The organism is Gordonia sp. GN26 (assembly GCF_054823965.1).
Genome location: NZ_JSYC01000019.1, coordinates 1 through 23,722 on the forward strand (window position 1 = coordinate 1; position 23,722 = coordinate 23,722).

16 protein-coding genes, 1 tRNA gene and 1 pseudogene are annotated in these 23,722 nt (G+C 69.1%); 10 read left to right on the forward strand and 8 right to left on the reverse strand.

Annotated elements, in window-relative coordinates:
• Positions 1-105: 105 nt before the first annotated feature.
• Positions 106-399 (reverse strand): annotated as a pseudogene (locus OK17_RS06935) (MGMT family protein); the annotation flags it as partial.
• A gap of 7 nt (positions 400-406) precedes the next feature.
• Positions 407-1,192, reverse strand: coding sequence for an alpha/beta hydrolase (locus OK17_RS06940; RefSeq protein ID WP_461417016.1), 786 nt, complete (start codon positions 1,190-1,192; stop codon positions 407-409).
• A gap of 99 nt (positions 1,193-1,291) precedes the next feature.
• Between OK17_RS06940 and OK17_RS06945 the strand changes: the two genes are divergently transcribed.
• From OK17_RS06945 to nudC, 4 genes are read left to right on the forward strand one after another with little or no spacing between them, the layout of a single operon-like run.
• The gene (locus OK17_RS06945; RefSeq protein WP_461417017.1) at positions 1,292-4,693 is read left to right on the forward strand and encodes an ATP-dependent helicase; all 3,402 of its coding nucleotides are present in this window, start codon (positions 1,292-1,294) and stop codon (positions 4,691-4,693) included.
• On the forward strand, positions 4,686-8,096 hold the full coding sequence (locus tag OK17_RS06950; RefSeq protein ID WP_461417018.1) for an ATP-dependent helicase: 3,411 nt from the start codon (positions 4,686-4,688) through the stop codon (positions 8,094-8,096). Before OK17_RS06945 ends, OK17_RS06950 begins: the two co-directional genes overlap by 8 nt.
• 60 nt (positions 8,097-8,156) lie before the next feature.
• Positions 8,157-9,236 carry a potassium channel family protein gene (locus OK17_RS06955; RefSeq protein WP_461417019.1) on the forward strand — a complete coding sequence of 360 codons (1,080 nt, stop codon included), beginning with the start codon at positions 8,157-8,159 and terminating at the stop codon, positions 9,234-9,236.
• A 57-nt stretch (positions 9,237-9,293) separates the two neighbouring features.
• Entirely contained in the window at positions 9,294-10,214 is a 921-nt protein-coding gene (gene nudC / locus OK17_RS06960) for an NAD(+) diphosphatase (RefSeq protein ID WP_232716249.1), read from the forward strand.
• 72 nt (positions 10,215-10,286) lie between these two features.
• Here the strand turns inward: nudC and OK17_RS06965 are convergent, their stop codons facing one another.
• Positions 10,287-10,571: a mycoredoxin gene (locus tag OK17_RS06965; protein ID WP_005197022.1), complete on the reverse strand. Its 285-nt coding sequence runs from the start codon at positions 10,569-10,571 to the stop codon at positions 10,287-10,289.
• Between the two features lie 118 nt (positions 10,572-10,689).
• Between OK17_RS06965 and OK17_RS06970 the strand changes: the two genes are divergently transcribed.
• From OK17_RS06970 to OK17_RS06980, 3 genes are all read left to right on the forward strand, one after another.
• Positions 10,690-12,822 (forward strand): ATP-dependent DNA helicase UvrD2, encoded by a 2,133-nt coding sequence (locus OK17_RS06970; RefSeq protein ID WP_308195937.1) that lies wholly within the window; start codon positions 10,690-10,692, stop codon positions 12,820-12,822.
• Between the two features lie 123 nt (positions 12,823-12,945).
• Positions 12,946-13,266, forward strand: a complete 321-nt coding sequence (locus OK17_RS06975; protein ID WP_232716247.1) for a hypothetical protein — start codon at positions 12,946-12,948, stop codon at positions 13,264-13,266.
• A 158-nt stretch (positions 13,267-13,424) separates the two neighbouring features.
• Positions 13,425-13,718 (forward strand): WhiB family transcriptional regulator, encoded by a 294-nt coding sequence (locus OK17_RS06980; RefSeq protein WP_232716245.1) that lies wholly within the window; start codon positions 13,425-13,427, stop codon positions 13,716-13,718.
• A 66-nt stretch (positions 13,719-13,784) separates the two neighbouring features.
• Here the strand turns inward: OK17_RS06980 and OK17_RS06985 are convergent, their stop codons facing one another.
• The 3 genes from OK17_RS06985 to OK17_RS06995 form a co-directional block, all read right to left on the reverse strand.
• Entirely contained in the window at positions 13,785-15,101 is a 1,317-nt protein-coding gene (locus OK17_RS06985; RefSeq protein ID WP_461417020.1) for an ABC1 kinase family protein, read from the reverse strand.
• Between the two features lie 15 nt (positions 15,102-15,116).
• Positions 15,117-16,028 carry a hypothetical protein gene (locus OK17_RS06990; RefSeq protein ID WP_461417021.1) on the reverse strand — a complete coding sequence of 304 codons (912 nt, stop codon included), beginning with the start codon at positions 16,026-16,028 and terminating at the stop codon, positions 15,117-15,119.
• 87 nt (positions 16,029-16,115) lie between these two features.
• Positions 16,116-17,585: a zinc-dependent metalloprotease gene (locus OK17_RS06995; protein WP_232716239.1), complete on the reverse strand. Its 1,470-nt coding sequence runs from the start codon at positions 17,583-17,585 to the stop codon at positions 16,116-16,118.
• A gap of 107 nt (positions 17,586-17,692) precedes the next feature.
• On the opposite strand from OK17_RS06995, the gene OK17_RS07000 reads away from it, so the two are divergent.
• Entirely contained in the window at positions 17,693-18,757 is a 1,065-nt protein-coding gene (locus tag OK17_RS07000) for a YlbL family protein (protein ID WP_461417022.1), read from the forward strand.
• A gap of 25 nt (positions 18,758-18,782) precedes the next feature.
• Here the strand turns inward: OK17_RS07000 and OK17_RS07005 are convergent, their stop codons facing one another.
• On the reverse strand, positions 18,783-19,340 hold the full coding sequence (locus OK17_RS07005) for a PPA1309 family protein (protein WP_461417023.1): 558 nt from the start codon (positions 19,338-19,340) through the stop codon (positions 18,783-18,785).
• 176 nt (positions 19,341-19,516) lie between these two features.
• Between OK17_RS07005 and OK17_RS07010 the strand changes: the two genes are divergently transcribed.
• Positions 19,517-22,507 carry a UPF0182 family protein gene (locus tag OK17_RS07010; RefSeq protein ID WP_461417024.1) on the forward strand — a complete coding sequence of 997 codons (2,991 nt, stop codon included), beginning with the start codon at positions 19,517-19,519 and terminating at the stop codon, positions 22,505-22,507.
• 84 nt (positions 22,508-22,591) lie between these two features.
• Here OK17_RS07010 and OK17_RS07015 read toward each other — a convergent pair whose 3' ends face one another.
• Positions 22,592-22,873: a hypothetical protein gene (locus OK17_RS07015; RefSeq protein ID WP_232716231.1), complete on the reverse strand. Its 282-nt coding sequence runs from the start codon at positions 22,871-22,873 to the stop codon at positions 22,592-22,594.
• Between the two features lie 228 nt (positions 22,874-23,101).
• Here OK17_RS07015 and OK17_RS07020 point away from each other — a divergent pair.
• Positions 23,102-23,178, forward strand: a tRNA-Met gene (locus OK17_RS07020).
• Positions 23,179-23,722: the final 544 nt, after the last annotated feature.

Consider the following 23,722-nt stretch of genomic DNA (forward strand, 5'->3'; position numbering starts at 1 on the left):
CGTTCTGCTGGCCGAGTAGCGGCGACCGGGCCGGCGGGTGGTTCGTTCTGCTGGCCGAGTAGCGACGACCGAGCGAAGCGAGGACGCCGCGTATCGAGGTCCCGCGATCGCCCACCGGCACTCGCGCAACCGGATCCGCCCGTCGGCGATCGGGACCCCCTCCGCCGCAAGCCGTTCGAGCTGACGATTCGCGAGATGCGGTGCGGGACGGCCGCTCGCGGGGACGACCCGATACCACGGCAGGTCCGCGGTGTCGGTGCGCATGATCCAGCCGACGATCCGGGCGCTGGACAGTCCGGCCGCGCCGGCGAGGTCGCCGTAGGTGCTCACCCGGCCGACCGGGATCGCCGCGACCAGGGCGCGGACGGCTTCGACCTGCTCCTCGGTGATCGCCGCCATCGGGGTCCTAGAGCAGCGAGCGGATCAGCGACGCGGACAGTTCCGGTTCGAGGAACGGCACCATGTGCGCACAGTCGACGTGGTGCACCGTCACGTCGTCACCGCGTTCGCTCGCGCAGGCCTCCAGGAACGACGGCCGCACGAAGGGCGGCTGCACCTGATCGGCGACGACGATGTGTGTGGGCACGCCCGGCGGCGGAAGCACTGCGGGCCGGGCCATCTCGCTCCACGACGCGGCGGCCGCAGGGGCACTGACCCGCCAGCCGACCCGACCGTGCGGGCGGGGGATGAGGTGCTCGGCGAGCTCGGCTGAGAGGATCTCGTCGGGCACATCCGCCCAGCCCTCGGCGCGTTTGGCCGAGCGGGCGGCGTCGGCGCTCGCGTAGTCCCAGTTGTCGAGACTGTCGGTGGCGACCTGGAGCGCGAACTCGGGGTCGAGGCCCTGGGCGGGGTCGAGGAGGACGATTCCCTTGATGTCGTCGGGCCGACGGTTCGCCAGGTGGAGAGCGAGTGCACCGCCGTACGAGTGGCCGACGACGACGATCGGCCGACCGGTCGGCACATGGTCGTCGAGCACGGCGGACAGTGCACGCACATGGTGCTCGATGCTCCACGGCGGGCGCCACGGTGAACGTCCGTGGCCGATGAGATCCGGTGCGACGATGCGCACACCGCTCAGGTGCTGTGCGAGGGGCTCCCAGCGACGACCGTGGCCGGTGAGACCGTGGACCGCGAGAACGGTGTCGCTCTCCGCCGAGTCGCCGCCGAAGACATACGTGTTGAGAGCTGTCACCCGTCCATCCTGCCGCATGCGCGGGTCGCGAGCCCGACCCACCCGCACCGACACCGCGGGGCGCAGGACTCGTCGGTGGCACATGATTCGATGGAGCCCATGAGTCGAAAACCGGGCACCCAGGCGTCACGCAGCGCCCTGCGCGCACGGCTCGTCGCGGCGCCCGAGGCCGCGGACCGTCCCCGGGAGTGGCCGCCGGCGATCGCGCAGGTCATCGACCCGGCGGCGAGCATCCCGGCCGGCGAGGAGGAGCAGGCCTGGCGCCCGGTGCGGGTCCACGGCGGACCGGGCAGCGGCAAGACCTCGCTGATCGTCGACGCCGCTGTCGCGCGCCTGCTCGACCCCGCGACCGATCCGGAATCGGTCCTCGTCCTGGCGTCGAGCCGCCGGGCGGCGGTCGCGTTGCGCGAGGAGATCACCCGGCGCGTGCTCTCGGCCAACGCGGCCGGGAGGCGTGTGCTCGGCGGCGCACTCCGCGAGCCCCTCGTCCGGACCGTGCACTCCTACGCCTTCGCGATCCTGCGCCTGCAGGCGAGTGCACACGGCAACCCGCCCCCGCGGCTGATCACCGGATCGGAGCAGGACGTCGTGCTGCGCGAGCTGCTCGCCGGCGACATCGAGGACGGCGCGGAGTACTGGCCGGCACATCTGCGGCCGGCGCTGGGTACCGACGGCTTCGCGCAGGCACTGCGCGACCTGATGATGCGGGCCGCCGAACGCGGCGTCGGACCGGAAGAACTCGCGGCCCTCGGGCGCGAACACAAACGCCCCGAGTGGACGGCCGCGGCCCGTGCGTACGCCCAGTACGAGCAGAACATGCTGCTGCGCGGCGCGGTCGGACTCGAGACGCCCGGTGCGTCGGCACCGGCCGTCGACGCCGCCGAGCTGATCGGTTCGGCGTTGTCGGCCTTCGCGACCGATCCCGACCTGCTCAGCGGCGAACGCCGCCGCATCCGCCACCTGCTCGTCGACGACGCGCAACATCTGGATCCGCAGGCCGCACAGCTGATCCGGCTGGTCGGTACCGGCACCACCTCGACGATCATCGCGGCCGACACCGATCAGTCGGTGTTCGGATTCCGCGGGGCCAGTCCACGATTCGCCGACGGGCTCGCCGAGCCGGGGTCCGAGCGCGACATCGTGCTCGAACACGACTTCCGCTCCCACCCCGACCTCGCCCGCCTCGGCCGCGCGATCGCGGCGCGGCTCCCCGGGGCGCGCCCACACGCGTATCCGCAACCGGTGCAGGCCGAGTCCGACGCGGCCGTGCCACGCGACGTGGCGGCCGTGCGCGTGTACGGCTCGGCGGCCAAGGAGGCCACCGCGATCGCCGATCTGCTGCGTCGTGCGCACCTGTTCGACGGCGTGCCGTGGTCGCAGATGGCCGTGATCGTGCGGTCGGTGTCCCTCGCCCTGCCCCCGCTGCGCCGTGCATTCCGCTCGGCAGGAGTCCCGGTGACGACCCCGGCCAGCGACCTGCCACTGCACCGCCAGCGTGCGGTGATCGCACTGATGCTGGTGCTGCGTGTGGTCGCCGCCCGCCGCGAGGACCCGGCGACGCGGAGCGAGGCGATCCCGGAGTCCGAGCTGTTCACCACCGAGGACACGCTCACGCTGCTGTCGGGGCCGGTCGGTGCGGCCGATCCCGGTGCGATGCGACGCCTGCGTCGCGGCATCCGGCGCCTCGACGAGAAGAACGACCCGACGGCACAACCGGATTCGCTGACCTCCTTGACCCGCGCCCTCCTCGACCCCGAGCTCGGCGCGCGGTACCGCCGGGCCCTCACCGAGACCGAGGCGGCGCCACTGGCGCGCGTTCTCGATGTCGTCGCCGCCGGCCAGCGCGCACACGATGCCGGACGCGGCGTCGAGGAGACGCTGTGGGCGGCCTGGCAGGCCACCGGTCTGGAACGGCGTTGGGCGGCGTCGGCGGTCCGGGGCGGACCGGCCGGGGAGCAGGCCGACCGTGACCTAGACGCCGTGATCGCGATGTTCGAGGCGGCGGCCAACTTCGCCGACACCCTGCCCGCCGCCGGGCCGGCCGGGTTCGTCCACTACCTCTCCCAGCTGCAGATCCCGCGCGACAGCCGAACCGCCACGGCAGCAACCGAATCGGTGACCGTCCTGTCGGCGCATGCCGCGGTGGGGCGCGAGTGGGAGGTCGTCGCGGTGGCCGGGGTCCAGGACGGCCTGTGGCCGTCGTTGCGCAGCCGGGGTGGTGTGCTGTCCACCGGTGCGCTCGTCGACATCCTCGACGGCATGGACGCCGGCGCGGTCGACACCGTCGCGCGCGGCGCCACCGCACTGGCCGACGAGCGGCGGCTGTTCCTGGTCGCCTGCACGCGCGCACGCAGCAGGCTGCTCGTGACCGCGGTCGAGGACGGCAGCGGCGACGCCTCGCCGTCGCGCTTCCTCACCGAACTCGCCGATCTCGTCGACGATCCCGACGACGAGGCGCCCCAGGCAGTACTCCAACTCGATCCGGGTGTGGACCGCGTCCTGTCGCTCCCGTCGCTGGTCGCGACACTGCGTTCGGTGGTCATGGCCGGTGCCCACGAACCCGATGAGCGGACCCGGGCCGCGGCGCGGTTACTCGCCGAACTCGCCGACTCCGACATCCCCGGCGCCCACCCGCGCGACTGGTTCGGACTCGCCGAACCCAGCACCGATGCACCGCTGTGGACACCGGACAACGGACCCGTCGTGCTGTCACCGTCGAATGTCGAGGCGCTGAACCGGTGTTCGCTGCGCTGGGTGCTCGAACGCAACGGCGGCCGCGACGGCGACGGGACGCCCGCGCTCACCGGTAGCCTCGTGCACACACTCGTCCAGGCCGTTGCCGGACAGCTGGATCCGGCCGAGGTGACCGCGGCGCTGCGCGGGATCTGGGACCGGGTCGACACCGGCGCGGGTTGGTACTCGGCCCGCGAACTCGAACGTGCCGAGAGCATGCTCGGCCACTTCCGCGACTGGCTGCGGATCTCGCGTGCCGACCTCGAGGAGGTCGGTGTCGAATTGCCGGTCGACGCAACCGTTCCCGGCGGTCCCACCGGCGATCCCGACGAAGAGGATGCGCCCGACGTGCGGCTGCGCGGCCGCGTCGATCGCCTCGAGACCGATTCGGCCGGCCGCCCGGTGGTGGTCGACGTCAAGACGTCGAAGAACGCGATCACCAAGGCAGAGGCCGACGAGCACGCCCAGATGGCGGCCTATCAGGTCGCGCTGGCCCATGGGGGAGTGCCGCAGTTCGGCGATGTCCCGCCGGGTGGTGCGCGCCTGGTCTACGTGTCCACCGCGAACCGGAATTCCGGTGCGGCCGAACGAGTCCAGTCACCGTTGACGCCCGAGATGCTCGACGAATGGATCGGTGTCGTGCGCCGGGCCGCCCGCGCGAGCATCGGCCCCACCTTCACCGCGACCCCCAACCCGGGCTGCGTGCACTGCACTCTCACCACCAGCTGCCCCGCGAAGATCCCCGGAAAGGCGGTGACCGATGACTAGCGGAACCCAGACCGGTGGACTCACCACCGGCCGGACGATGATCGGCGCGAAGTCGCTGGCCGCGGCGCTCGGCCTTCCCGACCCGACGCCCGAACAGGTGGCGGTCATCGAGGCGCCGGTCGAGCCGATGCTCGTCGTCGCCGGAGCCGGTGCGGGCAAGACCGAGACGATGGCCTCGCGGGTGGTGTGGCTCGTCGCCAACCAGATCGTGGCTCCCGACGAGATCCTCGGACTCACCTTCACGCGCAAGGCCGCCAGCGAGCTCGGCGCACGCATCCGGCGTCGCCTGTCCATGCTGTCGGGCGCGCCCGCCCTGCGCACCTGGGACCCGGACGGGACGCTGGCCGCACGCCTGCGCGGCGCCGACCCAGAGGTCAGCACCTATCACGCCTACGCCGGCCGCTTGATCGCCGACTACGGGCTGCTGCTGCCCGTCGAACCGTCGTCGACGCTGCTCACCGAGACCGAATTGTGGCAGCTCGCCTTCTCGCTCGTGTCGTCGTGGCCGGGGGAGCTGAACACCAAGAAGGTTCCGGCCAGCGTCACCGAGTCGGTCCTCAAGCTGTACGGCGAGATGTCCGAACACCTCGTCGACATCAACGATCTCGCCAAGGCCGGTTCACGACTGTACGAGCTCATCGACACCCTGCCGAAGGGCCCGAAGCAGCGCGACAAGCCGACGCAGGCGCTGCTGAAGGTGAAGGAGGTCATCGACGAACGGCGCGAGCTGATCCCGATGGTGATCGCCCTCGGCGAGACGATGCGGGCGCAGTCCTCGCTCGACTTCGGCAGCCAGATGTCGCTTGCCGCGAAGCTCGTCGTGTCCAACCCGGAGGTCGTGTCCGCCGAGCGCACAGCGTTCCGCGCGGTCCTCCTCGACGAGTACCAGGACACCGGACATTCGCAGCGCGTGCTGCTGTCGACCCTGTTCGGCGGCCACGACCCGTCGCGCAAGTCGGTCGCCGTCACCGCGGTCGGTGACCCGATCCAGTCCATCTACGGCTGGCGCGGTGCGTCGGCGGCCAACCTCCCGCGGTTCGCCCGGGACTTCCCACGACCCGACGGCACGCCCGCCGAACGTCGTGAGCTCCTCACCAGCTGGCGCAACGCGGCGCAGGGCCTCCGCCTGGCCAACCAGATCTCGGAGGAACTGCGGCGCCGCGGGATCCCGGTGTCCATTCTGCGGCCCCGCCCCGACGCCCCGCACGGCACCGCGGCCATCGCCCTCACCGAGACCGTTCTCGACGAACGGAACTGGATCGCCGACGAGGTCGAGCGGCGCTATCGCGCGGCCGAGACCGCCGGCGAGGCTCCGCCCACCACGGCGATCCTGGTGCGGCGCAACGAGGATTCCGCCCCGCTGGCCGCCGAGCTGGAGAGCCGCGGCATCCCCACCGAGGTCGTCGGCATCGGCGGACTGTTGCACGTCCCGGAGATCGAGGACATCGTCGCGACCCTGCGCGTGATGGCCGATCCGATGGCCGGCACCGCCGTCATGCGACTCCTCACCGGTGCCCGCTGGCGCCTCGGCGCCAAAGACCTTGCCGCGCTGTGGCGTCGGGCCACCACGCTGGCCGCCGAGAGCTACGCCGAGGCGGGTGGCGTCGTCACCAGCCGCGAGGAACTCGACGCCGCGCTCGACGCCGTACTGCCCACCGAGATCGTCGATCGCGCCGGGATCGCCGACGCCGTGGTCGATCCGGGTGACCCCGGCGACTACAGCCCGGAGGGATACGCCCGCATCCGGGCGTTCGGCGCGCAGCTCGAATCCCTCCGCCGCCGCATCGGACAACCACTGCCCGAACTCGTCGCCGATGTGGAGAACACCATCGGCGTGGGCGTCGAGGCCCAGATCCGGGCCCGGCGCATGCGCGGCGCGATCACCGGCCGCGAACACCTCGACGCTTTCGCCGACTACGTCAGCCACTACGCCGACCGTCCCGGCGCGAACCTTCCCGGGTTGCTGGCTTTCCTCGACGCCGCCGAGTCCATCGAGAAAGGCCTGGAGCCCGGCAAGATCGAGGTCGCCGAGCAGCGCGTGCAGATCCTCACCGTGCACGCGGCCAAGGGGCTCGAGTGGGACGTCGTGGCGATCCCGCACCTGGCCAAGGGCATCTTCCCGAGCGCCAAGGCCGACACCACGTGGCTCGGCAGCGCGCGCGAACTCCCCGCCGACCTGCGCGGCGACCTCGCGATCCCGGCCGAGTCGGCGGACGGCACGCCCGAGGGCTTCCCGCTGCTGAAGATCGACACCGTCGGCGACCGCAAGCAACTCGAGGACGCCCTGTCCGACCACAAGGCGGCGATCAGCGAACGACGCCTCGAGGAGGATCGGCGCCTGCTCTACGTCGCCCTCACCCGTGCACGGCACGACCTGTTGATCTCCGCCCACCACTGGTCGGAGACCGGTGACAAGCCGCGCGGCGGTTCGGATTTTTTCGACGAGCTGATGGTCGCCATCGACGAGGCGATCACCGATCCCGCCGTCGACCCGACCGGCCTGTCGATCGCGGTGCGCACCCCGCCGCCCGCCGAGGACGCGACCAACCCGCTGGCCGAACGCGTTGTGGCACAGCCGTGGCCGCGTGATCCGCTCGCCGGTCGCCGCGACGCCGTGCAGGCCGCCGCCGACCTGGTGCTCGACGCCATCACCGCCCGCGAGGCGCCCGCGCTGTTCGAGGCGCCCGACGCCTCGGACGATCCGGAGACGTTGCCGATGCCGCCCGACCCGGAGGACGAGGTCGCGGCGTGGGAGGCGGAGGTCTCGGCGCTGCTGGCCGAGCATCATCAGGCCAACCAGGCCCTCGTCGAGGTGACACTGCCGACGCACCTCTCGGTCAGCCAGCTCGTCGAACTCGACGCCGACGAGGCCGAGTTCGCCCGCCGGCTCCGACGCCCGACGCCCTTCCGGCCCAACCCGATGGCCCGGCGCGGCACCGCATTCCACGCCTGGGTGGAACGCTGGTTCGGCGCCACGCGGCTGCTCGACATCGACGAACTGCCCGGTGCCGCGGACGCCACGGCGAGCCCCGACGCCGACCTCGACGCGTTGCGCGAGGCATTCCTCGCGTCCCGCTGGGCCAATCGCAGTCCCACCGAGGTGGAGGTGCCGTTCGAGACCGTGATCGGCGGCATCGTCGTCCGCGGCCGGATCGACGCGGTCTTCGCCGAGAAGGACGGCTCGTGGACGGTCGTGGACTGGAAGACCGGCGTCGTCCCCGAACCGGCGAAACGGGAGTCGCTGTTCATCCAGCTGGCCGCCTACCGGATCGCCTGGGCGCAGCTCGCCGGTGTCCCGGTGGAGAAGGTGCATGCGGCCTTCCACTACGTGCGTGACGGACACACCCTCGAGGCCGACGACCTGCCCGACGAGGCGACCCTGGCCGCCAAGCTGGCCAAATGAGCCCTCGTGCCGCCGGGTGGGTTACATTTCAGCGTGTGAGCGAACTCCAGGAGCGCAAACGTGGCAGTGCGTAACCGCTTCCGCGGCCGCTTCGGATCCGACGCCGAACTGGCCAACCGGCCCGACCATGCTCTGGTCGGCGTCGTCCGCATCCCCGAACTGCAGCAGAGTCCCAGCCGTGCGATCGGACGCCGCGTGTTATGGGCGTGTCTCGCGCTGTTCTTCACCTCGGTGGTCGTCTGGCTCGACCGCGACGGTTACCGCGATCTGCAGGGCAGCGAGCTGTCCTACCTGGATTCGCTGTACTACTCGGCGGTGACGTTGTCCACCACGGGATACGGCGACATCACGCCGGTCAGTCCCTTCGCTCGTTTCATCAACCTCGTGCTCATCACGCCGCTGCGCGTGCTGTTCCTGATCGTGCTGATCGGCACCACCCTCGAGGTGCTCACCGAACGGTCCCGACAGGCGCTCAAGATCCAGCGTTGGAGGAATACCGTGCGCAATCACACCGTCGTCATCGGCTACGGCACCAAGGGCCGCACCGCGATCGACGCCATGCGCGGCGACGGCATCAAGCCGTCGGAGATCGTGGTCGTCGACTCCGACCCGACCGTCCTGGAGTCGGCGGCCTCCAACGGTCTGGTCACCGTCCGCGGCGACGCCACCAAATCCGACGTGCTGCGTCTGGCCGGAGTCGCCCACGCCTCGAGCATCGTCGTGGCCACCAGCCGCGACGACACCGCCGTCCTGGCGACGCTCACCGCACGTGAGATCAACCCCCGGGCCAAGATCGTGGCGTCGATCCGCGAGTCGGAGAACACCCACCTGATGCGACAGTCGGGCGCGAACTCCGTGGTGGTGTCCTCGGAGACGGCCGGCCGCCTGCTCGGCATCGCCACGATGACCCCGTCGGTGGTCGAGGTGATCGAGGATCTCCTCACTCCCGACGCGGGTTACGCCATCGCCGAACGCGAGGTCGACCCGACCGAGACCGGCGGATCTCCCGCGCACACCCGCGACATCGTTCTCGGTGTTGTCCGCAACGGGGTGCTGCATCGCGTCGACGACAGCGAGGTCGAGCAGATCGAGGTCGGCGACCGCCTCCTCTACGTCCGCAAGAGCCCGGGCGACGACTAGACCGGCCGCCGGATGTCGACCCACCCCGCACCGACCACTGAAAAGGGACACACCGACGTGCACTTCGAACTGGTCCACCAACCGCTGCTGTCGCGCGCGACCTTCCACCGCGCCGACGAGGTCCGCGACGACGCCGAGCGCATGCTGGCGGGATGGCCACAGGCGAAGGTGCTGCTGATCGACTCCAACGGTCGGTATCCGGTCGGCGACGCCGGTGCGCTGCACTGGGTTCCGGCGACCACCGTCGCCGACGAACCGCCCGCCGACGCGGTGATCCTCGGTGTCGTGGACGGTGTCGACCGGTGGGCGCGCCGCGTCGATCACATCGACGGACCCACCGACGACGCACGGCGTGGCGCCGTGCATCTGACGCCGGACGAGGCGGGACTGCTCGTCACCGCACTGGGAATCCTCAATTGGCATGAGACGGCGAGTCATTCGCCGGTCGACGGATCGGCGACCCGGCCGGCGCGGGGCGGCTGGGTGCGTCGGAGCATCCAGTCGGGCCGGGACGAGTTCCCGCGCACCGATCCCGCGATCATCACCGTGGTCCACGACGGCGCCGACCGGATCCTGTTGGGACGCCAGGCCGTCTGGCCCGACGGCTGGTACTCGACCCTCGCCGGGTTCGTCGAACCGGGGGAGTCGCTCGAACAGTGTGTGTTGCGCGAGGTACACGAAGAGGTCGGCATCGTGGTGCGCGAACCGCGCTATCTGGGCAGCCAGCCGTGGCCGTTCCCGCGGTCGCTGATGCTCGGCTTTTCGGCGATCGGCGATCCCGCCGACGAGCTCGCCTTCCTCGACGGTGAGATCGGCGATGCGCAGTGGTTCCATCGCGACGAGGTGCGTGAGGCGTTGTCGCGGGACGGGTGGACGCGTGCCGATCCCGGACCCGACGGCGGGGCACCCCGTCTGCAGCTGCCCGGATCGATCTCCATCGCACGCACGCTGATCGAGTCCTGGGCCGCAGCCGGGTGACGGCGCAGCAGACCCGGTAGACGAGAAAACCCGGGTCCGGCGAGGGCCGGCCCGGGTGTTCAGGTCACGAGATCAGACGCCGAGTTTCTTCTTGACGTCGGCGATCGAGGGGTTGGTAGCGGTCGTGCCGTCGGCGTAGAGCACGGTCGGGACGACGTGGTTGCCGCCGTTGACACTGCCGACGAATTCGGCGGCATCCGGGTTCAGCTCGATGTCGATCTCCTGCCAGGGGATACCGCTGGCCTTCAGCCCGGTCTTCAGGCGGGCGCAGTAACCACACCACGAGGTGGTGTACATGGTCAGTTCGCCGGTGTCGGAGTTGCGGGCGCCGGCCTCGTCGTCGATCACGTTGCTCATGACTGCCATAACACCACGCATGCGCAGGCTGTTCCCACTGGCGCCGCGATCGCCGACGTGTGGCGCGTCACCCACAGCCCGATCGCCGGTCCGGAGAGCGTCGGTGGGTGGTGACATAGTGGAGTCCGTGCGCCATCCGACCTCCCCCGCGAACCCCGATGCCCGCTTCCGCGATGCCGGCGCGGTCGAGGGACTCGACCCGGAGCAGTCCGCTGCCGTCCTCGCGCCGCGCGGCCCGGTCTGTGTGCTGGCCGGCGCGGGTACGGGCAAGACGCGCACCATCACGCGACGCATCGCCCACCTCGTCGACACCGGTCAGGTGAATCCTGGCCAGGTCCTCGCGGTCACGTTCACCGCTCGCGCGGCCGGCGAGATGCGGACCCGGTTGCGGAGCCTCGGCGTCGGCGGGGCCACCGGCAACGTCGCCGCCCAGACCTTCCACGCCGCGGCGATGCGGCAGCTGCGCTACTTCTGGCCGCGTGCCTTCGGCGATGCCCGGTGGGAGCTGATCGACAACAAGTTCCCGCTCATCTCGCGCGCCGCACGCCGCGCCGGACTCGACACCGCGACCGACACCTTGCGCGACCTGTCGTCGGAGATCGAGTGGGCGAAGGCCACCCTCATCTCGCCGGAGAACTACGTCGAGGCGGTCGGCCGCCTCGGACGCGAGTCGCCCGCACCGCCGCAGAAGGTCGCCGCGGTGTACGGCCACTACGAGGACTCCAAGGTCTCGCCGGACGGCGATCGCCTCCTCGACTTCGACGACATGCTCATCTACATGACGCAGATCCTCACCATCGAACCCGGCGCGGCCGACGAATTCCGTTCGCGCTACCGGTGTTTCGTCGTCGACGAGTACCAGGACGTGACGCCCGTCCAGCAGGGCCTGCTCGACGCCTGGCTCGGCGAGCGCGACGATCTGACGGTCGTCGGTGACGCCAATCAGACGATCTACACGTTCACCGGCGCGTCCCCGAACTACCTGCTCGACTTCAGCCGCCGCTTCCCGGAGGCGACGGTCGTCCGGCTGGAACGCGACTATCGGTCCACACCCGAGGTCGTCGACCTCGCCAACCGCGTGATCGGTGCCGCGCGCGGACGCATCGCCGGGACCCGGCTCCGCCTCATCGGACAGCGGCCATCCGGCCCGCAACCGCAGTTCGCCGAATACGACGACGAGCCGGCTGCCGCCACCTCGATCGCGATCGAGATCAAACACCTCATCAGGTCGGGTGTGGCGCCGTCGGAGATCGCGATCCTCTACCGCGTCAACGCCCAGTCGGAGAACTACGAGCAGGCACTGACCGAGGCCGGCATCCCGTATCAGGTGCGCGGTGGCGAGGCGTTCTTCGCGCGCACCGAGGTACGGCAGGCGATGCGGCAGATCGCCACCGTCGCCAACCGTGAGGTGAAGCCCGGTGTCACGACGATCGAGGTCGTGGGCGCGGTCCTCGCCGAACTCGGACTCACCGACGAGGAACCATCGGGCGCCCAGGCGCGCGCCCGGTGGGAGTCGCTGAAGGCGCTGGTCCAGCTGACCGAGGACATGGTCGCCGAGAACCCCGACCTCACGCTGCCGCAACTGTCCGCCGAACTCACGACCCGATCCGAGGCACGCCACCCGCCGACGGTCCAGGGCGTCACCCTGTCGTCGCTGCATGCGGCCAAGGGACTCGAGTGGGATGCGGTCTTCCTGGTGGGGCTGACCGACGGATCACTGCCGATCAGCCAGGCCATCAAGGGGTCCTGGGAGGACGTAGAAGAGGAGCGCCGACTGTTCTACGTGGGCGTGACGCGTGCCCGCGAGCACCTGCATCTGTCGTGGGCCCTCGCGCGCAACGAAGGCGGCCGAGCCCGTCGTCGCTCCCGATTCCTGACCGATCTCGTCCCCGACGACTCGCCGGCGTCGAAGATCGCCAAGGAACGCACGCCCCGCAAGGGACCCACCTGCCGCGTCTGTGGCTCGCGGCTGATGGATTCGACCGCAACTCTGCTCGGTCGGTGCGCAGGATGCCCGTCCGACCTCGACGAGGACCTCCTGGTCGCGCTCAAGGAATGGCGCCGGTCGCGCGCCCAGGCGAAGAAGGTCCCGCCCTTCGTCGTCTTCTCCGACAAGACGCTGACCGCGATCGCCGAACAGCGCCCCACGGATACCGCTGCGCTGGTGTCGATCTCGGGGATCGGCGCGCAGAAACTCGACGAGTACGGCGAGGATCTCCTCGAACTCGTCAAAACCGCAGGTCAAAAATAGGTTGTGCGCTTTCTGGCGCACCGTTTAGGCTGATCTCCGTCAGCACACGGGTGGGAACATTCATGTGCCCACCAGGAACCCCATCGCATGTGGGAGCGATCGAGACGAGGAAGGAGCGGATCAGTGAACGGAAGCACCGTGAACCAGGCCGGCATCGCCGTGTCTGCGGCCAAGCCGAACCAGGCACACGCCGTCGTTCTGCGCGCCCGTCGCACCCGCTCCTGGCTGCCTGCCGTCTGCGCACGCCCGGTCGCCGCTCGAGCGACGATCCCGGCAATGCCGGCCGTAGCAGCGGCACTCCCGGCGATCGCACCGCCGACCGCGGCAGCGCATCCCGCAGTGGCAGTGCATCCGGCAGCAGCGCACGTAGCGCCGGCAGCAGCCGCAGCAGCAGCCCCCGCGCCGCATGGGTTCCCCGTACCGACACCGATTCTCCGGAGTTAGACCTCCGAGAACTTCGGGCCACGGGCGAATCGCAGAGGCGAAACCCGTGGCCCTCTTTTTTGTCACCCGATCATCAGCCCTCTTCGGGGCTCTCGGACCGGCAACCACATCGAGGACATGGGTCACCAATCCCAAACGAGCAGATGTGGAGAAACCCAATGACCGTCGATTGCGTACTCGAGTCCTGTATCTCGGCGGACCGCGCAGCGACCGCCCGGCTCGACCTGCCCTGCCAGGTGGCCGACGCCGACCTGTGGTTCGCCGACAACCCGCGTGACCTCGAGCGTGCCAAGGCGATGTGCGCCGAGTGCCCGCTCCGGACCCAGTGCCTGCAGGCGGCCCTGGATCGCGCCGAGCCCTGGGGCGTGTGGGGCGGCGAGATCTTCGAACGCGGCACCGTGATCGCGCGCAAGCGGCCCCGCGGCCGGCCGCGCAAGAACTCCGCGGCCTGAGAACACAGACAGCGACGCCGCGAGCAGATGCTCGCGGCGTCGCTGTTCGCTGTTCGTCCTCGGATTTCAGTCGCCCAGACCGGGCACCCATTCCTCCATGATGGCGCGGTACGGCGCGTGCGCCTCGAGCTGCGAGGCGATGCCGACACAACCGCCGAGTACACGGAACACCATCACGAACCGCTTCGGCACGTTGAGGTTCCGCGAGGTCTTGTAGACCTCGCCGCGCACGTCGGTGGCCTTGCCCGCGGCACGCTGCATCCACTTGCGTGTGAAGTGGAACGACTCGGAGTACAGCGGATCGACGTACGGCCGCAGGTACGCCTCGAGGTCGGCACTGGTGACCTTCGACGCGTGCGACGGGCGGATGAACTCCGCCTCGACCATCAGCTCCTTGAGCTCGTCGTACTTCTGGTCGCGGGCGAGCCGCAGGATCGGCCCGGTCTCCGGGGGCAGTCCGCCGGGGTAGTGGCCGACGGCTCCGAAGTCGAGGACACCGAAACGACCGTCGTCGGCGATGAAGAAGTTGCCCGGATGCGGGTCGCCGTGGAGCAGGCCGACCCGGTACGGCGAGCTGACCTCGAACTCGGCCATCTTCGCGGCCGCGTTGTCGCGGGTCGCCTGGTCGCCGGTCGCGATGATCTTCGACAGCGCGACACCGTCGACCCATTCCGAGACCACGACCTTGGGTGCGCTGGCGACCACCTTGGGGATCAGGAAGTTCGGATGCCCGTCGTACGCCTTGGCGAAAGCGCGCTGGTTCTCGGCCTCGCCGAGGTAGTCGAGTTCGGCCTCGGTGCGGTCGATGAGTTCGTCCATCATCGCCTTGACGTCGGTGCCCGGCGACAACCGCTGCAGCAGTCCCGACATGCGCGACAGCGTCTTCAAGTCGGCCTTGAGTGCGTGGTCGGCGCCCGGGTACTGGACCTTGACCGCGACCTCACGCCCGTCGGACCACACACCCTTGTGCACCTGACCGATCGATGCCGACGCCGCCGGCTCGTCGGAGAACTCCTTGAAGCGCTCACGCCAGCGGGTGCCGAGCTGCTGGTCGAGGACCTTGTGGACCTTGTCGGCCGACATCGGCGGTGCTTCGGCCTGGAGCTTGGTGAGTGCTTCACGGAACGGTTCACCGAATTCGTCGGGGATCGCGGCCTCCATGATCGACAGCGCCTGACCCACCTTCATGGCGCCGCCCTTGAGCTCACCGAGGACCGCGAACAGCTGTTCCGCGGATTTCTCGAGGAGTTCCTGGTTGACCTCGTCCTTGTCTCTGCCGACCATGCGCTTGCCGAGCCCCGCCGCCGCACGTCCGGCCATACCGATGGGGAGAGAAGCCAACTTCGCGTTGCGACGACCCTGCCCCCGAGTGATGTCGGTCATAGCATCCTTTCCGCGTCACACAATAGACGACTTGAGCTGTTCGTCTCGCACCAGACGACAATCGCAGCTCGGGTGGGGTGACCATTCTCGGCGGTCCACTCGTACAGGATCATCGCGGAACTCCAACACCTGATTCAACAACTGCGGCGCGCCCCGTGGTGCGGCGGGGGAGGGGCCACGCAGTGCCGTCACGAGACGCTCGATCTGCCCGTGCGCGATCGCGGCGGTCGGCCGCACGATCGCGGGATCGGGGTCGCCGGGCGCGCGGATGAGCTGCACCGCCATCGTCGGCCACTCCGGATCGGCGTCGGAGCGATGGTGGTCGGCGCACATCAGACAACTCGAGAGTCCCGGCAGGACGAGCGGGCCGACGATCCCGACGCCGTCGCGGACCCGCACCAGTAGGTGCGGAATCCTTGCCCTCGTCAGGGCGAAGACGACCCGTGGGTCGTGGACGAGGAAGTCGCTCAGGATCACGAGTCTGGTGTCGACGGTGTCGAGAGAGCCGTCGGGGCGCCGGCGCATCGTCCGATGGACCTGCAGGCCCTGCGCTCGCAAGGAGGCGACCAACAGGTCCGACATCGGCCCCTGACCGTGGATCTGTATGCGGAAGTCGGCGAGATCCGAACTCGCCGAGGAGGTTTCGGGTTCGACACTCGGGACCGTCCGCCCGGCCGCGGCCAGACCGTCGAGGAGCGTCCGGATCTCGTCGTCGGCGAGCCCGGTGGCCGACGCCCGACGGATGAGCAGTTCCGGGGTGCACGGGTGTTCCAGCGAGCGCAGCATCGTGGCGACCGAATGCGCCGAGATCGCGTCGTCGAGCTCGATGATCACGCTGCCGGCCGGATCGATCCCCACGTGCACCCGGTTGCCCGGTCGGACCAGGATCGGTGTTCCCGGCCGGATGCGCGGGACCGTGATGGACATGGCGCAACTCTGCCAGCGAAAACATCTCGCCGGAGGCGGGCGGGCCGGTTATCCACAACATGGGCGCGTGCAGCGTCGACTGTGGAGTTACGAGCCGGCCTGCCCGCTCTGTCCGTTCGGCCCGTCGTCTCCGGACTCGGTGTCGTCCTGTTCGGCGAGCGACTTCTCGAGCTGCGCGATGGCGTCGTCGAGATCGGTGTCCTTGTGCAGGAGTCGGTCGATGAACGCCGCCGGGTTGTCCAGGTCGTCGGAGTCGGGCAGCAGGTCGGGGTGTGCCCAGACGCCGTCGCGGGTCGACAGGTCGGTGGCCTCGAAGACCCGACGCCACAGTTCCGACGCCTCGCGCACCTTGCGCGGGCGCAGTTCGAGTCCGACGAGGGTCGCGAAGGTCTGCTCGGCGGGGCCGCCCGAGGCGCGGCGCCGGCGGATGGTCTCGGTCAGTGCCCCGGTGCTCGGGATGCGGTCGCCGAGCGCCCGGGTCACGACCTGCTCGACCCAGCCCTCGATGAGGGCCAGCAGCGTCTCGAGACGGCTGAGCGCCGCCTTCTGCTCGGGCGTGGTGGTCGGTTCGAACGACGTCGACGAGCTGATGAGTTCTTCGAGCTTCGACGGATCCGACAACAGTTCGGTGGGATCGATGTTCGACGTGGCGTCGGTGATCCCGCTGAAGTCGATGCTGATCCCGCGCGCGTACTCCTCGACCGTCGACAGCAGACGCTGACGTAGCCAGCCGACGTGCGTGAAGAGCCTCACGTGCGCGGCCTCGCGGGCGGCGAGGAAGACGATGATCTCCTGCGCGGGCTGCTCGAGACCCTCGGCGAACTTCGCGATCGCCTCGGGGAGCAGTACCGCGATGCCCTCGGGCGCCAACGGCAGACCGATGTCGGTGGAGGTGAGCACCTCCTTGGCGAGCTGGCCGAGCCCTTGCCCGAGCTGGGTGCCGAAGGCCATCCCGCTCATCTGGGTCAGCATGCCCAGCATCGGCCCGGCGAACTGCGCGGCCTCGGCGGGGAGGTTGTCCTGCCAGGTGCGCGCGAGCTGTTCGGCGACCGGGTTGCACAGGCCCTTCCAGGTGTCCATCGACTCCTCGAGCCACTGGACCGGGGTCCACGCGACGGTCTGGGTGACGCCGCTGGGGAAGGTCGTCGCGTCGTCGAGCCAGACGTCGGCCAGTCGCACGGCATCGGCCGACGCCGAGATCTCCTTCTCCAGGATCGGTGTGAACGAACCGATCTGCTGGCGGGCGAGATTCGTGGCGACCTCATAGTTCACCGGACCGCCGCCGCCACCGGCCATCCCGGCGCCCATACCGCTGAACATGTTGCCGAGTTGGGAGAACATCTGGCCGAGCATGTTGGGGTCGAAGTTCGACGGGTCGAAGTCGCCGAAGCCCTGTCCGCCGCCGGAACCCGGTCCGCCCATTGCGAATCCGAACGGGTTGGCACCACCGAAGGGGTTGCCGGGGTTGTCGCCCGGCTTGTCCTTGTCGCCGCTGTTCTTGTCGCGGTCGTCGTCGCCGTTGCCGGACGCCGAGAAGCCGAAGGGCAGATCACTCATACGTCCACCGTACCGCCCGGACAGGCGCGTTCACGGCGTCGGATGTTCGCCGTGCGCGTAGCGACGCCGGGACCGTCCCCGGAGGTCGGGGCACTATCGTGTGCGGAATGAGTTCGAGCCCCCGCTTCCGCCGGATCGCCACCGCCGCGGTCAGTGCCCTGGTGTTGCTGGCGTTGCTCGTCGTCGGCACACAGGTGCAGGTTCCCTATGCCGCGCTCGGTCCCGGTCCGACGCTGAACACGTTGGGCACGGCGAAGGTCGAGCAGGACGGCAAGGTCGTCGAACGCAAGGTCGTGCAGATCGACGGTGCGCCCCTCGACAAGACCACCGGCAACCTCAACCTGACCACGGTGTCGGTCAGCGACGGGCTCACCCTCTTCGACGCACTGGGCATGTGGCTGTCCGGGAAGTACGCGCTCACCCCGCGCGATGAGGTGTATCCGCCGAACCGGACCACCGAGCAGGTTCAGCAGGAGAACGCCCAGCAGATGACCGGTTCGGAAGAGAACGCCACCGTCGCTGCGCTGCGTTTCCTCGACCGTCCCACGGTCCTGCGGATCGCCGGCGTCGGCGCCGAGGGCCCGTCGGCCGGTGTCCTGCAGGCCGGTGACGAGGTCACCAGGGTCGGGGGCGTCGAGGTCGAGACGAGCAAGCAACTCCGCGACGTCGTGTCGAAGAACCCGCCGGGCACGGTGCTACCGCTGGAGATCGTGCGCCAGGGCACCCCGCAGACGGTGACCGTCACGCTCACGGAGCATCCCGACGACGCGAAGGCCGGCTTCCTCGGGGTCGCGGCGGAGGTCGCCAACGCCGACCCGTCGCTGAAGGTCACCTACACCGTCGGCGACATCGGCGGACCGTCGGCGGGCATGATGCTGGCGCTGTCGGTCATCGACCAGCTCAGCCCGGGCGAGCTCACCCACGGCAAGTTCATCGCGGGAACCGGCACGATCACCGTCGACGGGGACGTCGGGCCGATCGGCGGCATCACCCACAAGACCCGAGCGGCGCACGACGCCGGGGCCACAGTGTTCTTGGTCCCGGCCCGCAACTGTGCGGAGGCCGTCTCCGACCGTCCCGAGGGCCTCGAACTGGTGAAGGTCGATACTCTCGACAGCGCGGTCGACGCACTGGACGCCATCGGCGAAGGGCGCCCGGCCCCGACCTGCTGAGCCGGGCGAAACCCGGTCCGGCGGTTCAGGCCCCGGGTTCGTCGGGTGTGAAGGTGCCGGCGAGCGCCGCGCGCAGTTCGGTCCCGAGCTGCGGATGCGTGAGGGTCTCGATCTCCTCGCCCGCCTGACGGCGCAACCGCATGAGTGCGAGGTCCTTGCCGGAGCGCAGCACGCCCACCACCAGACGCGCCTGCTCCGACGCGTCGTCCGGATCGCCTGCGGCCGAGCCGCTCTCGCTCGCGACATAACGCGGCGTGCCGTCGTCGCCGGGAGCCGGGGGAGCCACCACGATCTCGGTGGCCACGGCGGCGCCGACGACGGCGTCGGGCCAGATCGCCGACGCCAGGAAGGCGTCGAGGTCGGGGCACTCCTGCTCGATCGGGGTGAGGGGCGAGTCCGCGTCGTCGCCGAGGACGTCCGGTGCCTGCTCCGCGAGGACCGCGGTCGGGACGAGGGCGAACACCGACGGCGCCTGGCCCCAGCCTGCGGCGTCGACGTGGTCGAGGATCTCGCTCAGTGCGCTCCCGAGGTCGTCGGTGGAGAAACCGCGGGGCGTCGTCGGGGGTGTCTTGGGGTCGGGCACCCGCCCATCTTGCCCCGACGAGGCCGTCGTCCACGACCCCGGGGAACCCGGATCGATCCCGGATCGTTGTCCCGGCGCCCGAGTGTGATCAGCACCCGGGTGGTGCCAGTACAGTGGGCACCACGCCCAGGCTTGTTCGTCACGCAGGGCGTTGTCCGGATTGAGAGCTTTGGAGAGTGGGTCTGGTGGGCGTCCGAGGGCCGGCAGGAATGCCGACACTGTCACGCAGGAGCAAGATCGTCATCGGACTCGGCGTCGCCGTGCTGGTCCTCTTGCTCATCGGACCACGACTGATCGGTCTCGCGACCGACTGGCTGTGGTTCCGCGACGTCGGGTACTCGAGCGTGTTCAGCACGGTCGTCTGGACCCGCGTCATCCTCTTCCTCATCACGACGCTGGTGGTCGGCCTGATCGTCTTCGGCGCGGTCGCCCTCGCGTACCGGTCCCGGCCGGTCTTCGTGCCGACCGCGGGGCCCAACGACCCGCTCGCGCGCTACCGGACCGCCATCATGACCAAGGTCCGCTGGTTCGCGGTGCTGCCGGCTCTGATCATCGGCGCACTCGCCGGTCTCGTCGCACAGGGTTCCTGGGCCACGGTCCAGATGTTCCTGCACGGGACCTCGTTCGGTCAGAAGGACCCGCAGTTCAACCTCGACATCGGCTTCTACGCCTTCGACCTGCCGTTCTACCGGTTCGTGCTGAACCTGCTGTTCGTCGTGGTCGTCGTGGCGTTCCTGGCCAACCTGGTCACCCACTACATCTTCGGCGGCATCCGCCTCGGGCAGGGCGGGGGATCGGTCACGATGGCCGCCCGTATCCAGCTCGCGGTCCTGGCCGGAACCTTCCTGTTGCTCAAGGCGGCGGCCTACTGGCTCGACCGGTACAACCTGCTGTCGAGTTCGCGGAAGTCCGAGATCTTCCCGGGCGCCAGTTACACCGACATCAACGCGGTCCTGCCGTCCAAACTCATCCTGATGGCGATCGCGATCATCTGTGCCGTCGCCTTCTTCGCCGCGGTCGTGCTGCGCGACCTGCGGATCCCCGCACTCGCAACCGTGCTGATGCTGTTCTCGGCACTGCTGATCGGCGTGGGCTGGCCCCTCACCATGGAGCAGTTCTCGGTGAAGCCGAACGCCGCCCAGAAGGAGGCCGAGTACATCCAGCGCGCCATCAACTCCACGCGAGAGGCCTACGGCATCGGGCCGGACAAGGTCATCACGCAGAAGGACTGGACGGCCCAGCCGGCGAACCCCGCACTCGTCAACAGCGACATCCCGACGCTGTCGAACGTGCGCATCCTCGACCCGAACGTGGTCTCGCCGACGTTCATCCAGCAGCAGCAACGCCAGAACTTCTACGGTTTCCCGACCCAGCTCGCGGTGGACCGCTACAAGATCGACGACGAACTGCGCGACTTCGTGGTCGCGGTGCGTGAGCTCGACCCGAGCCGCTACCTCGAGAACCAGCAGAACTGGCTGAACAAGCACCTCGTGTACACGCACGGCAACGGCTTCGTCGCCGCACCGGCGAACCGGGTGAACGAATCGGTCGACGAGAACGACATCGACGGTGGCGGCGACCCGTTCTACTACGTCAGCGACACCACGAACTACCAGACCGAGGCGTACAAGCGCGACGCCCCGATCAAGGTGACGCAGCCGCGCATCTACTTCGGTGAGTTGCTCGCCAAGATCGACCCCGACTACGCGATCGTCGGTTCCGAGGGCGGCGAGCCCCGCGAGCACGACATGGGCGACGCCAAGTACACCTACCAGGGCCCGGCGGGCGTTCCGCTGAGCAACTGGTTCAGCCGCCTGCTCTACGCGGGCAAGTACGCCGAACGCAACTTCTTGCTGTCGGGCGAGATCACCTCGGCGTCGAAGATCATCTACAACCGCGACCCGCGGGACCGCGTGAAGCAGGTCGCGCCGTGGCTGACCGTCGACTCCAAGACCTATCCCGCGGTCATGGCGGACGGTTCGATCAAGTGGATCGTCGACGGATACACCACCCTCGACAACTTCCCGTACTCGCAGCCGATGTCGTTGCAGAGCGCGACCGCCGACGCCCAGGACCTCAACCCGGGCCAGACCGGACGCACACAGGTCAACAAGACCGTGTCGTACGTGCGGAACTCGGTGAAGGCCACCGTCGACGCCTATACCGGTGAGGTCAAGCTGTACGAGGTCGACACCGAGGACCCGGTTCTCAAGACCTGGATGAAGGTCTTCCCGGATTCGGTCGCCCCGCGCGCCGAGTTCGACAAGGACACCTCACTTCGGGAGCACGTCCGGTACCCGGAGGATCTGTTCAAGATCCAGCGGGCGCTACTAACGCGCTACCACGTCGACACCCCGGGAACGTTCTTCCAGGCGAACGACTTCTGGTCGGTGCCCTCCGATCCGACGAGCCCCGACGCCGAACAGCGCGGACTCGACCAGCCGCCGTACTACTTCGTGGCCTCGGACCCGGAGAGCAAGAAGGCATCGTTCCAGATCACTTCGGTACTCACCCGTCTCAACCGGCCGATCCTCGGTGCCTACATCACCGTCTCGTCGGACCCGTCGAACTACGGGCAGATCACCGTCAAGGAGCTGCCGGGCAACAACCAGCGGTCGGGACCGAAGCAGGCCTTCAACCCGATGAAGACCGATGGTCGAGTCGCGGAGTCGCTCAAGGCTCTCGAGAACACGGCGAAGGTGACGTTCGGCAATCTGCTGACGCTGCCGGTCGGCGACAACGGAATTCTCTATGTGGTTCCGATGTACGCACAGGCCCAGGGCGAAGAAGCCTTCCCGCGGCTCTTCCGGGTGATCACCCGTTACGAGCCGAAGGAACGCGAGGCCCGGATCGGTTACGCCCCGACGACGGCCGAAGCGTTGCGCCAGGTCGGGATCACGCCGGCCGCCGGTGTGGTGCCCGGTGAGGAGCAGTCCGAGGACACGCCGGACCAGTCCGAGCAGCAGGGTGGGACGACCAACCCGCAGCAGCCCGCGCCTCCCCAGGGAGGAACGCCCGAACGCGACGCCGCGGTGAAGGCGATCGGGGACGCGCTCGGCGCACTGCGCGATGCGCAGACCAAGGGCGACTTCGCCGGCTACGGACAGGCCCTCGACCGGTTGAACAAGGCTGTCGCACAGTACGAATCACTGCCCGAGCAGAACTAGCCGGACAGAACCCGATCGATGCGCCCCGGTGAGGGGCGCATCGATCGGGAGAAGGAATCCGAGCGCTACGTGCGTCGGGTACCGCTAGCCGCGGTACTTGCGCACGTAGCGCTCTTTCTCGTCCGGGGTGTTGTCCGGCAGGACCGGGCTGTGGTGATACCGGTGGCCGATCGTGAAGAAGATCGAGACGGCCACGCCGAACGCCGCGACCATGAGCACCGCGGACACGATTGCGTGACCCGTGTTGCCGGAGGCCATGTGGACCAGCCACAGTGCCGCGGCCACGAAGCCGCCGAGTGCGAGTACGAATCCGATGAAACTCATCGGGTGGTTGCCATGGCTCTCATGGTGGAGATGGGCGGACATGGTTCCCTCCTCGGTAGTGGGTCAGCCCGGATCGGGTAGCGCCGAGTCTACGCCCGACAGTGATCCAGCTCACAACAGTCGGACGCCCTTGGGGTGGGATGATGCATCGTCGTGACCACGCCTTCATCGCCACGGTGACCGCAATCGCAAGCATCGGTCCTGGTCAGAGGTGGTTGCGGCACCGATTTGCGTCGCTGACGAACGCGTGTGTAACGTTGTGTTCACCAACGCGGGGTGGAGCAGCTCGGTAGCTCGCTGGGCTCATAACCCAGAGGTCGCAGGTTCAAATCCTGTCCCCGCTACCAACACGAGAACCCCCCGCCCGGGATATCCGGGCGGGGGGTTCTTGCATTTTGTGGTGAAGGTTCATGCTCGCCGGCCAGGGTGTCGGCTCGAGCTCCCCGGGTTGTGTTCTGAGAACCGTCGCCGAGAACCGCCCCTGGAATCCGCCCTCCTCAGAACTGTCGGCGATGTGGTGTCTTCGGCCGGCCCGTGGAGGGCGGATACAGGGGGCGGTTTCCAGTGGGAGTGGTCCGGAGGACGGCTCGGTTTCCGCTCGGTGTGCACGCCTACGTCGGGCTTGGTCTCAAGACGTAGCCTCTGACCAGGCGATTTGACGCTGGGGGGCCACGTGCGTAACTTATGTCGAGTCAGCGCGCCACGGCGCCGCCCCGGCCGGCCTGAGAGGGTCTGGATGGGGAGTGGAGATCGGGCTTGCAGCTGACCGCCCCTGAACTTCTGGTTCGAGTCCTTGTGTCTCGGATGAGGGATTCAGGGTTGCCAGGTACCTTGTGAGTTGCGAACTTCGGGTTTGCGGGTCGCGGTGAGGGTCTGGTAGGCTGGAAGAGT

Excerpts from the sequence above, each read along its gene's own strand:
- OK17_RS06980 (WP_232716245.1), top strand. The coding sequence starts at position 13,425 with ATGACCGTCGATTGCGTACTCGAGTCCTGTATCTCGGCGGACCGCGCA.
- OK17_RS06945 (WP_461417017.1), top strand. The coding sequence starts at position 1,292 with ATGAGTCGAAAACCGGGCACCCAGGCGTCACGCAGCGCCCTGCGCGCA.
- OK17_RS07015 (WP_232716231.1), bottom strand. The coding sequence starts at position 22,873 with ATGTCCGCCCATCTCCACCATGAGAGCCATGGCAACCACCCGATGAGT.
- OK17_RS06990 (WP_461417021.1), bottom strand. The coding sequence starts at position 16,028 with ATGTCCATCACGGTCCCGCGCATCCGGCCGGGAACACCGATCCTGGTC.
- OK17_RS06965 (WP_005197022.1), bottom strand. The coding sequence starts at position 10,571 with ATGAGCAACGTGATCGACGACGAGGCCGGCGCCCGCAACTCCGACACC.
- OK17_RS06985 (WP_461417020.1), bottom strand. The coding sequence starts at position 15,101 with ATGACCGACATCACTCGGGGGCAGGGTCGTCGCAACGCGAAGTTGGCT.
- OK17_RS06995 (WP_232716239.1), bottom strand. The coding sequence starts at position 17,585 with ATGAGTGATCTGCCCTTCGGCTTCTCGGCGTCCGGCAACGGCGACGAC.
- OK17_RS06950 (WP_461417018.1), top strand. The coding sequence starts at position 4,686 with ATGACTAGCGGAACCCAGACCGGTGGACTCACCACCGGCCGGACGATG.
- OK17_RS07000 (WP_461417022.1), top strand. The coding sequence starts at position 17,693 with ATGAGTTCGAGCCCCCGCTTCCGCCGGATCGCCACCGCCGCGGTCAGT.